Origin of the sequence: Geminocystis sp. GBBB08, assembly GCF_016743215.1 — a bacterium.
In the GTDB taxonomy this organism is placed as follows: Bacteria; Cyanobacteriota; Cyanobacteriia; order Cyanobacteriales; family Cyanobacteriaceae; genus Geminocystis.
Map to the genome: position 1 here is coordinate 1 of NZ_VRZC01000142.1, position 10049 is coordinate 10049.

The 10049-nt window shown below is 33.3% G+C and carries 12 protein-coding genes and 1 pseudogene; 5 read left to right on the plus strand and 8 right to left on the minus strand.

Features of this window, described 5'->3' with window-relative positions; genetic code table 11:
* Positions 1 to 5 precede the first annotated feature (5 nt).
* On the plus strand, positions 6 to 1634 hold the full coding sequence (locus tag FWJ34_RS15145; protein WP_308256184.1) for an MFS transporter: 1629 nt from the start codon (positions 6 to 8) through the stop codon (positions 1632 to 1634).
* Positions 1635 to 1708: 74 nt separating this feature from the next.
* Here the strand turns inward: FWJ34_RS15145 and FWJ34_RS15150 are convergent, their stop codons facing one another.
* Positions 1709 to 2782 (minus strand): glucose-1-phosphate thymidylyltransferase, encoded by a 1074-nt coding sequence (locus FWJ34_RS15150; protein WP_308256185.1) that lies wholly within the window; start codon positions 2780 to 2782, stop codon positions 1709 to 1711.
* 163 nt (positions 2783 to 2945) lie between these two features.
* Between FWJ34_RS15150 and FWJ34_RS15155 the strand changes: the two genes are divergently transcribed.
* Positions 2946 to 3071, plus strand: coding sequence for a hypothetical protein (locus FWJ34_RS15155; RefSeq protein ID WP_396231997.1), 126 nt, complete (start codon positions 2946 to 2948; stop codon positions 3069 to 3071).
* Between the two features lie 10 nt (positions 3072 to 3081).
* Here the strand turns inward: FWJ34_RS15155 and FWJ34_RS15160 are convergent, their stop codons facing one another.
* From FWJ34_RS15160 to psbH, 3 genes are all read right to left on the minus strand, one after another.
* The gene (locus FWJ34_RS15160; protein WP_308256187.1) at positions 3082 to 4062 is read right to left on the minus strand and encodes a GHMP kinase; all 981 of its coding nucleotides are present in this window, start codon (positions 4060 to 4062) and stop codon (positions 3082 to 3084) included.
* Positions 4063 to 4192: 130 nt separating this feature from the next.
* Complete coding sequence (locus FWJ34_RS15165; protein WP_308256175.1) at positions 4193 to 4453, minus strand: TatA/E family twin arginine-targeting protein translocase; 261 nt, start codon at positions 4451 to 4453, stop codon at positions 4193 to 4195.
* 52 nt (positions 4454 to 4505) lie between these two features.
* Positions 4506 to 4709 (minus strand): photosystem II reaction center phosphoprotein PsbH, encoded by a 204-nt coding sequence (gene psbH, locus FWJ34_RS15170; RefSeq protein ID WP_308256176.1) that lies wholly within the window; start codon positions 4707 to 4709, stop codon positions 4506 to 4508.
* An 88-nt stretch (positions 4710 to 4797) separates the two neighbouring features.
* Here psbH and psbN point away from each other — a divergent pair, with 88 nt between their 5' ends.
* Positions 4798 to 4929 (plus strand): photosystem II reaction center protein PsbN, encoded by a 132-nt coding sequence (psbN, locus tag FWJ34_RS15175; RefSeq protein WP_308256177.1) that lies wholly within the window; start codon positions 4798 to 4800, stop codon positions 4927 to 4929.
* Positions 4930 to 5005: 76 nt separating this feature from the next.
* Here psbN and FWJ34_RS15180 read toward each other — a convergent pair whose 3' ends face one another.
* From FWJ34_RS15180 to FWJ34_RS15195, 4 genes are all read right to left on the minus strand, one after another.
* On the minus strand, positions 5006 to 5347 hold the full coding sequence (locus tag FWJ34_RS15180; RefSeq protein ID WP_308256178.1) for a ferredoxin-thioredoxin reductase catalytic domain-containing protein: 342 nt from the start codon (positions 5345 to 5347) through the stop codon (positions 5006 to 5008).
* A 113-nt stretch (positions 5348 to 5460) separates the two neighbouring features.
* Positions 5461 to 5787, minus strand: a complete 327-nt coding sequence (locus FWJ34_RS15185) for a hypothetical protein (protein ID WP_308256179.1) — start codon at positions 5785 to 5787, stop codon at positions 5461 to 5463.
* A 183-nt stretch (positions 5788 to 5970) separates the two neighbouring features.
* Positions 5971 to 7464, minus strand: a complete 1494-nt coding sequence (locus FWJ34_RS15190) for an FAD-dependent oxidoreductase (RefSeq protein ID WP_308256181.1) — start codon at positions 7462 to 7464, stop codon at positions 5971 to 5973.
* A gap of 125 nt (positions 7465 to 7589) precedes the next feature.
* The gene (locus FWJ34_RS15195; protein WP_308256182.1) at positions 7590 to 8156 is read right to left on the minus strand and encodes a Uma2 family endonuclease; all 567 of its coding nucleotides are present in this window, start codon (positions 8154 to 8156) and stop codon (positions 7590 to 7592) included.
* 66 nt (positions 8157 to 8222) lie between these two features.
* Here FWJ34_RS15195 and alr point away from each other — a divergent pair, with 66 nt between their 5' ends.
* The gene (gene alr / locus FWJ34_RS15200; RefSeq protein WP_308256183.1) at positions 8223 to 9383 is read left to right on the plus strand and encodes an alanine racemase; all 1161 of its coding nucleotides are present in this window, start codon (positions 8223 to 8225) and stop codon (positions 9381 to 9383) included.
* A gap of 407 nt (positions 9384 to 9790) precedes the next feature.
* Positions 9791 to 10049 (plus strand): annotated as a pseudogene (locus FWJ34_RS15205) (photosystem II D2 protein (photosystem q(a) protein)); the annotation flags it as partial.

The following is a 10049-nucleotide window of genomic DNA, read 5'->3' on the forward strand; positions in this document are numbered from 1 at the left end:
CATCAATTCAATCATCAGAAAAACTCAATTTAACCACAAAATTAGCTTTTGGTGCCGGAGATATTGGACCTGCTTTAACTGCTAACATTTTAGTATTCTTCCTGATGCCTTTTTTTACCAATGTCGCCGGTTTAAGTCCTGGTATTGCAGGAAGTATTTTATTTGTAGGTAAAATTTCTGATGCCATCAATGATCCAATTATAGGAGTTTTTAGCGATCGCACTCAAACAAAATGGGGGAGGCGTATTCCTTGGATGATAATGGCGGCCATACCCTTTGGAATAACCTTTTTTTTACAGTGGATAGTGCCTAAATTTAGCGATAATCCTTCTTTTAATAACAATCTTTTATTTATTTATTATATGATAATTGGGATTGTTTTTAATATCTTTTATACATCAGTAAATTTACCTTACCAAGCCTTAACACCAGAGTTAACTCAAGATTATAATGAACGCACTAGCTTAAACAGTTTTCGGTTTAGTTTTTCTATCGGTGCGAGTATTCTTTCTTTAATTTTAGCCGGGGCAATTTTTCAAGTTTACCAAGGTAATAATCAAGAAAAATATCTCATTTTGGGAGTAATTTCTACTATTTTTTCTACTTTACCATTATTTTGGTGTCCCCTGATTATTAAAGAAAGAGGTTATCAACCTTTATTAAACACTCAACAAAGAAAAATTACTGCTTTTATTTTTATTGGTATCGCCACAATATTTATTCTTTATAGTTTATTTACTTTAATTAATTCCAACTCAGGAGAAGATAGTTTAACCGCCGTTATTTGTTTATTAATCGGAGCTTTTATTGCTCTCATGGCATGGAGTTTAATTATAGCCAAAACTGAGCCTCATTTATTGCAACCACCTTTAGGAAATACCGAAGAAAATATCAATAATAATTTAACCTTTTTTCAACAATTAAAAATAGTTTTTGAAAATCGCCCTTTTCTTTATGTAATTGGTATTTATCTATGTTCATGGTTAGCCGTACAATTAACCGCTTCTATCTTACTCTATTTTGTAGTTAATTGGATGGGATTACCTGATGCTGAGTTTCCTAAAGTTGCGATCGCTGTGCAAGGAACGGCATTAGTAATGTTATTTGTATGGCAAAAAATAAGTAATAAACTAGATAAAAAAATCGTCTATTTTCTCGGTTCAACTATTTGGATTATCGCTCAAATTGGTTTATTTTTAGTGCAACCCGGACAAACATTTTTATTATATGGTTTAGCAATATTAGCTGGTTGTGGTGTATCTGTTGCTTATTTAATTCCTTGGTCAATGATACCTGATGTTATTGATTTAGATGAATTAAATACTGGGGAAAGAAGAGAAGGAATTTTTTACGGATTTATGGTATTATTACAAAAATTTGGATTGGCATTTGGACTATTTTTAGTTGGTATTGCCCTAGAGGCTTCAGGCTTTATAAAACCCATTGAAGGAGGAGAAATTCCCATTCAACCAGAAAGTGCATTATGGGCAATTCGTCTCGTAGTTGCACCTTTACCTGCGGTAGTTTTATTAGGGGGAATAATACTAGCTTATTTTTATCCGATTACTAGAGAATATCATAGTCAAATTCGTTTACAGTTGCAGGAAAAAAAACAACCAACAGTTAATAAGTAATCAAAAACAATACTGTATTTTATGTTTGAAGAATACTAGGAGAATAAGCCGGAGATTTTCTTATTATAAAAAGACTATGTTAGTTCAATTTGAGAGTCATCTCCTATCATAAAACTTACTGCTTTTGGACGTTTTAAGGCTAGATAAATTTTAGCACGTTGTCCAATAACACTATCAACAATTCTTTGTTGAATACCTATGACTTCTGCTGACTCTAAAATCACACTATGCTCCAAATCTGCCTCACTTAATTTAACGTTATTAGCAATACTTGAATAAGGGCCAATAAAGCAGTTTTCAAGATAACAATTATCCCCAATAATAACTGGTCCTCGGACTGTTGAGTTAATAATTTTTGTATTTTGACCTATTTTTACTCTACCTATTATTTGACTATTATCTTCAATATTACTTAAATTTTCTGTGGTTAAATTGGTATCTAAAATTATCCTATTTGCTTCTAGTAAATCATCTTTTTTACCAGTATCTAACCACCAGTTTTTTAGTTGTCTTGCACATACTAATTTTTGCTCAACTAATAAGCATTGAATAGCATCTGTGATTTCTAATTCTCCTCTGGCAGAAGGTTTTAACTTGGCGATGGCATGATGAATTAAAGGAGAGAAAAAATAAATGCCGACTAAAGCTAAATTTGAAGGAGGATTTTGTGGTTTTTCAACTAACTCTAAAACTTCTCCTTCTGCATTAATTTTAGCTACTCCAAAAGCTGAAGGATTAGATACTTTTCTCAGAAGAATTAAAGCATCTAAATTTTTAGTTTTAAACTCTTCTAAATATTGAGACAATTCGTCAGCAATTAAATTATCGCCCAAATACATAACAAAAGGGGAATCCCCTAGAAAAGGTTGGGCAATTTTCACGGCATGGGCTAAACCATCAGGGCTATCTTGAAGGATATAAGTAATACTCGCCCCAAAAATACTACCATCCCCTGTTTTGTTTTGGATTTCTATACCCGTTTCAGGACTGATGATAATACCTATATCAGTAATTCCTGCCTTAACTAAGGCTTCTATACCGTACCAAAGAATAGGTTTATTGGCAACGGGTACTAACTGTTTTGCACCAGTATAAGTAAGAGGACGTAAGCGAGTACCTTTTCCTCCCGATAGAATTAATGCTTTCACGAATTGTAACCTATATTTTAAATTTTTGACATCGATAACGATAAAACCTTTTAAATTATATAAGGTTAAAGATACCCATTTAGGTAATTCTTTCATCATCGATCAACGTAAATTCAATTTAATTAAACTATAGTAACTGTTAATCTTAAGGATTTCGATCAACTTGCGAATTTTTTTAGATATTCTCATTGACGAAGTAAGAGAAAATGAAACTCATCCTTTAATTTCTCTGATGGAAATTATCACTATGTTAATCAAGTTTTATCAACCAAAAATATCTCTGAATTAATCTAAAATTATCATGAAAAAATTATTTCCGAACCCGGGGCATTAACTTTTACTTGTAATACTTGGCGATCGCAAAAAACCGATTGTAAACGAGAATGAGCTTCAGGAGGGGCAAAAAAGAGAATAAAACCTCCAGCACCAGCCCCTAATAACTTGCCGCCCCAGGCCCCAGCATCTATGCCTTGTTGATAAAGTTGATCAATCTCAGGATTAGAAATTACTTGAGATAAACTACGTTTTGCCATCCATGCTTGATGTAACAAATTACCAAAAGCTGAAAAACATTGATTACTGGTAAGAATATTCCAACCATCGTCAACCATGATGCGCATATCTTTTAAAATTTCTGTATTATCAGCTACTTTTTTTAATTGATGAGCGACAACTTCACAAGCACGTCTTTTAATGCCCGTAAAAACGACAAATAGATGTTGCTCAAATTCAGCTAACCGTTGGGGTGAAATCGGCACACGATGGACAATAATATCGGTTTCTGTACGAAATTCGACTAAATTAAAACCCCCCACCGCCGCCATTAATTGATCTTGACAACCGACTTGATCCTGTAATAATTGTCTTTCAACATAAATCGCCTCATAAGCCAAATCTAACGGGCGCACAAACTCCCCTTTAAAACTATGGAGGGCGTGAAGTAGTGCAACTGTAAAAGTTGAAGAAGATCCTAACCCCGTAAAAGCTGGTAAATCAGCGACATTATGTAATTCAATATCTCGCTCTAAACCGCAAAACTTTAAACATTCACGATAGACATGATGCTCAATATCTGCCAGATTCTTAACTAATTCTACCTGACGATAAGACAAACGCATCGTATAGTCAAATAAATGACTAGGAAACGGACTAGCCGTCAGATAACAAAATTTATCAATGGCAGTGGCTAAAACCGCACCACCATGACGTAAAAAATGTTCAGGGTAATCAGTGCCCCCCCCGAAAAAGCTAATTCTAACAGGTGCACGGGAAATCAGCATATTTTCAACCATTAATAATTGATAATTGATAATGAATAATTACTCATTAACATTAACCGCTCAATTCAAACCTAATATTTTGTCCAAAAGTCCAGTAATATTATGGAATTAGACACTATCAATTTTTAAATTAATTAACTTTTTCAGAAGTAGATACATTTTGATCCTTTTCTTTACTAGGTTCTAGTTTGGCATTCATAGAAACAGTTTCTTCAATGTTTTGAGCTTCCTTTTTAAACTCTTCTTGAAACTCTTTTGAAGCCTCTTGAAATCCCTTAATAGTTTTACCTAAACTTCTGCCAATTTCGGGTAATTTTTTCGGTCCAACAATCAATAAAGCTACCACGAAAATTAAAATCATTTCGGGAAGTCCAATACCAAAAACATTCATTATAATTAAACTTGAATAATAAATTAACCATCAACAATCAATAATTTTAATCTTATTGACCAAGAGTACTCCAGTCAACACTTACACCTTCAAGTAAAAGAGAAGAGTTGTAAATTTGTAAAATTATCAATAAAAAGACCAAAAATAAGAGCATAAATACTCCCATTAAAGGAGTTGTACTCCATCCGGGAGCAACTTTACCATATTCTGAATTAAGAGGCTTGAGAATATCGCCTAAACGAGTACGTTGTGACATATTTAACCTTAGATATTACAATTATTTTTCTTATCTGTCGTAATATTATAGAGTAAGAAGACTCTTATTTAACAAACAAATAGCACTTATGGAAACTGCCACAATTATCGGATTTACTCTTGTAGCCGTCTTAATCGCTTTTACAGGATATGCAATATATATCGCTTTTGGACCTCCCTCGGCAGAATTAAGCGATCCTTTTGAGGATCATGAAGATTAAAATTTTAGTAAAGGATACTGAATTAGGAAAGTAGGAAACTGCAGGAATTAGGAATTCAAGACTATTGTTTACTATCTTACATCTTCACTGATTGTAAGTCTTCCCAAGAAATTTGCTGTTGTTCCCCTGAAAATTCATTATCGGGTGTAATAAATAACATACAATGACATTCTTTTCTTTCTCTCATCGGTACACACGGACAATTCCAAAAAGTATTTTTCACTTCTGCTTCTTTATCTTCGTAGTGCCTACAGGGACAAAGAGGAGAACCTAATTCTTCCTTATGATGGGCTAACCCTTGAATCACTACTGCCGTAACAGATGGATCTACACAAAAGTAAGTATCTGTACGTTTAGCATATTGCTCTGCAAAATTTTTCATTGCTTCTAGGGTTTTATTCTTGCTGACTTCAGTCATAGTTATTTTTTTTGATATTCTGCTACGGTGTCAGTTCTCATTTTACTCAGATCTTGCACCAACTATCAAATATACTTGTGAAATCTATTGCTACTTAAATTCTTCACTATTTATCAAGAATTAATTTTGTTTTGGTTAAAAATACTTTTAATTTTTTCTCCCCATCCCCCAATATCTTCATAGGAAATTTTTAGTAAGGAAAGAATCCCCACTAAAATTAAAATTGTACCAAATAAAAAATTATTATCGTATAAATATAAGCCCACAATAACAACAAAATAAGGTGATAAAATACTGCTAATTTTTTCTACTAATTTCACTGTTGGTTGTTGCTCTATTTCCGATAATTCTGTCTTTAAAGATTCAGAAGTATTGTTAATCATTAAATCTTCAACTTTCGGATTATTCGATTGTTTTTCTGGATTGTTTTTGCTAAACATAATTTAATTATACTCCTAATTTATTGGTTATATTTATTAACGTTTGATTTTTGTCTCGCAAAGGCGCAAAGGCACAAAGGTACAAATAGACAAATACGCAAAGAGGGAAAGAGGAAAAGAAATAAATTTGTCATTTTTTAAGTCACTAATATTTAAACTATCAATTCTCAATTATTATCCTAACTAAAAATCTGGTAAAAAACCCTTTGTTAAACTACGGATATTTCTATTTATAATTCTAGCAATTTCTATATGGGGTTCATCTTTTTCTACCGGAATAATATTAGCACTTTTACCTTCCTTAAAGTAATTAATTGTTTGATTTGCCGCCTCTAACCCCGTTACATAGGCTTTTTCTTGAGACCATGAACCATGATTTGTTATAATCCAATCACCACTCATAAATAAGTTTGGAATACTCGTATTTACTTTTAATAAATGCTGATAGCTTCCAGGTGCAAAGTGAGTCACTCCTTGAGGCACTCTTACTACACTATAATCAACAATTTTTCCACTGACAAAATCAGGAATACAGAGAATTAAATCTTGATGTACTTTTTTAATAATCTCTTCATCACTCATCGGTAATAATTGATTGGCATGATAAAAGTCAACTTCTATAACACTTCCTTCTTCCTCTTTATATTGGTCATGAAGGGTGTTAAGATCAAAAAATGTCCACCCTGTTGTTCTATCAAAACCAAAACCAGCATTAGACGGCAAGGGTATATTAATTCTTTTATCAAACCATAATCTTACTGCTACAATATCGATGGCCCCTAAGTTATTTAACTGACGAAATTCTTGATATTTACCCAAATTTTGACTATTATTTACTATTTTTTTCATCCCCGTCACACTTACTCCCGAAATTACTGCCTCCGCCTCGAATACTTCCTCTGCGCACACTACCCCCCCAGCTTTTCCTTCTCTATCTATCATAATATCTGTAACTCTTTTATTGGTTAAAACTTTGCCTCCTAACTCCTCTATTTTCTTAATCCAAGGCTGAAATATTTTTTCTCCTACCGTGCCACGACACCAGACAACATCAAAATTCGGTTGATGGGCAAGAATAAAATAATATAACATTCCTAATGCTGCTGCTGCACTACATTGCTCTCCGGGTGCAAATAAACCTACTAATAACATTGGTTCAAAGGATTCGTTATATAATCTTTCTGATACCCCATATTGTCTGAATAATTCCCTTGCTGTCACTTTATCGTATCTGTACCATGCTTCTTGAGAGTTGTCAAAATCCACCAACCCATACATTAAGGGTAATGCAGAAAGGCGATCGACTAACGGTAAACGGTAAAATTCAGGATAAATAAACGTGCCTAAAGGAGAAGGTAATATCGGTTTTTCTTGGAAAATAGGTGATGATGCCTCTAAACCAAAGGGAGAGTATTGATTTGAGCGTGTAAAAGGGGTAAAAGGATGTAATTTTAATTCTCTGACAAGGCGAAAAATATTTTGATAAGGATACCAAAAACCATGTATTCCTGCTTCTATACTCCTTCCTTGAGGCGTTTTCCATCCTGCGACTAATCCTCCAGCATAGGGTGAGGCTTCTAGTAAGGTGACATCATAACCCTGCTTCACAAGGTGATACGTTGCACCTAAACCCGCCCATCCTGCACCAATTACAACAATTTTCTTTTTATCTGACATTATGATTGCGAAAAATATTAAGAATTATTACTTTTTATTGTGACATTTTCTTCCCACCGTGACAATTTTCCTATCTAATGAATATGGTATATTTTATATAGTTTTTAGTACTATCTTAAATATACCTAAATTTTAAACCAATTAAACATTATTTCTGCCGTTAAATTCCACTCCGACAATATATCTAATCCTGTTAAAATTTCTTCTTTATATTTAATTTCTGGTAATTTATTTTGTTGAAACACCATCACCGATTGATCATCGCAATCAATTAACCAACCTAATTTTGTTCCTTGATTTAAACAGAATAATATCTTTTCAATAACTTTATTTGTGGATTGCTCAGGTGATAAAATTTCAATAATCCAATCAGGAGGAATTATAAATTTATTAGCTATTTCTCCATTGTCTGTTTTTGGTAAATTTTCCCATAAAAAAACTCCAATATCAGGCACAATTACACGAGCACTAACAATACAACGAATTTCTGTTAAAGCATAAGCAATTTTATTGTCTAAGGCTAAATTATTAATTAAATTACTTAATCTTACTTGTATTAAACTATGTTTTCCTTGAGGCATCGGTTTTTGTCTAATTTCACCGTTAATAAATTCTGATGCTGGTTTCGTTTCTGGTAATTGGAGAAAATCCTCTAAACTTAACTTTTTTTGAATTGGATTAGCAACAACCATAAATTTTACATTTTTATCTCGAAAAATTTACCTATTACTTTAACATGAATATTAGTTAGGTCTTTAATGACAATTGTCACTGTGAATTATTTTTATTCTCAAAATCAACAACAACGGGCATGGCTTAATATTAATCATCAAGCCTTAATTAATAATGTCAAAGCACTCAAAGCATTTTTAAACCCTGAAACTCACTTAATGGCAGTTATCAAAGCTGATGCTTATGGTCATGGTGCGGTAAAAGTTGCCAAAACTTTGTTAAACTCAGGAGTAGATTCTTTAGCCATTGCTACTTTATCCGAAGGTATCGCCTTACGAGAAGCTGGTATTACTGCATCAATCATGATTTTAGGTGCTATTAATACCGCAGATGAAGTCAAAGATATTGTAAAATATAACTTAGAGCCTACTTTATGTACACCGTCACAGGCTTTGATTTTTGCACAAACTTTACACTCCCTTAACGCTACTTTACCAGTACATCTTAAGTTAGATACCGGAATGTCAAGGCTTGGCACTCATTGGTATCATGCCGTAGATTTTGTTAAATATATTCAACAATTTCCCCCTTTACATCTATCCAGTATTTATTCCCATTTAGCCACCGCCGATGATGTTAATACTTCCATGATGGAGTTACAACATTCTCGTTTTCAGGAGGCAATTTCAGCCTTAAAAACCAATGGTATCAATATCCCCATTTTACATTTAGCTAATTCTGCTGGTACTTTAAGCCATCCCCAGTTACATTATGATATGGTAAGAGTTGGTTTAGCTTTATATGGTATTTCTCCTGCACCTCATCTCAAGGACAAAGTTAATTTACAACCTGTCTTAGAAGTTAAAGCTCGTATTACACAAATTAAAACTTTACCTCCCCATACTGGTGTTAGTTACAGTCATACTTTTAAATGCGATCGTCCTATAAAAATGGCAGTTGTAGGCATTGGTTATGCTGACGGTATTCCTCGTTTATTATCAAATAAAATGAAAGTAATAATTCAAGGTAAGTTTGCAGATCAAATTGGGAATATTACTATGGATCAAATAATGTTAAATGTCACGGATTTTCCTGATTTAGAAGTAGGCGAAATTGTTACTTTATTAGGAAAAGAAAAGAATTTAGAAATTACTGCTGATGATTGGGCAAACACTATAGGTACAATTTCATGGGAAATATTATGCAGTTTTAAACACCGTTTACCAAGGGTAAATATATTTTTGTAGTGTGATTTTTTTGCCTAAATTGTGGCAACGATGCATTTTTGCAATGGGCACTCTTGCAATGGGCAATGGGCAACGATGGATGCACTCTTCCAATAGGCACTTTTGCAATGGTAAAATCTTCATTCTAAATTCTAAAGGTAAAATATACTTCGGATATGACAAAGGAAAAATAAATTTTCTCTGAGAAAATTGTGACAATTTGTTAAAAAATTTGCTAAAAATAGAAAGAGCAAGTTTAAAAGCATACCTGAATCGTATCTTTAAACAAGGTTAGACTAACTACTAACTCATGCTATATTAAGAAAAGTTAATTGCACATCAGTAATATTGCTGAGTAGCAACATCGTCTCTGATAATAATAAGAGAGACAAAAAAGTAAAACTTGACAAGTTAAAAAAAGAAAGATTATGACCATTGCAGTCGGACGTGTGCCGGAAAGAGGGTTATTTGATACCCTTGATGACTGGCTCAAAAGAGACCGATTTGTATTCGTTGGTTGGTCTGGTATCCTACTATTCCCTTGTGCCTATCTTGCACTCGGTGGTTGGCTAACTGGTACTACCTTCGTTACTTCTTGGTACACTCACGGTTTAGCTAGTTCTTATTTAGAAGGTGCTAACTTCTTAACCGTTGCTGTATCCTCCCCTGCTGATGTTTTTGGACATT

Excerpts from the sequence above, each read along its gene's own strand:
- FWJ34_RS15160 (WP_308256187.1), bottom strand. The coding sequence starts at position 4,062 with ATGCTGATTTCCCGTGCACCTGTTAGAATTAGCTTTTTCGGGGGGGGC.
- FWJ34_RS15165 (WP_308256175.1), bottom strand. The coding sequence starts at position 4,453 with ATGAATGTTTTTGGTATTGGACTTCCCGAAATGATTTTAATTTTCGTG.
- psbH (WP_308256176.1), bottom strand. The coding sequence starts at position 4,709 with ATGTCACAACGTACTCGTTTAGGCGATATTCTCAAGCCTCTTAATTCA.
- psbN (WP_308256177.1), top strand. The coding sequence starts at position 4,798 with ATGGAAACTGCCACAATTATCGGATTTACTCTTGTAGCCGTCTTAATC.
- FWJ34_RS15180 (WP_308256178.1), bottom strand. The coding sequence starts at position 5,347 with ATGACTGAAGTCAGCAAGAATAAAACCCTAGAAGCAATGAAAAATTTT.
- FWJ34_RS15185 (WP_308256179.1), bottom strand. The coding sequence starts at position 5,787 with ATGTTTAGCAAAAACAATCCAGAAAAACAATCGAATAATCCGAAAGTT.
- FWJ34_RS15190 (WP_308256181.1), bottom strand. The coding sequence starts at position 7,464 with ATGTCAGATAAAAAGAAAATTGTTGTAATTGGTGCAGGATGGGCGGGT.
- FWJ34_RS15195 (WP_308256182.1), bottom strand. The coding sequence starts at position 8,156 with ATGGTTGTTGCTAATCCAATTCAAAAAAAGTTAAGTTTAGAGGATTTT.
- alr (WP_308256183.1), top strand. The coding sequence starts at position 8,223 with ATGACAATTGTCACTGTGAATTATTTTTATTCTCAAAATCAACAACAA.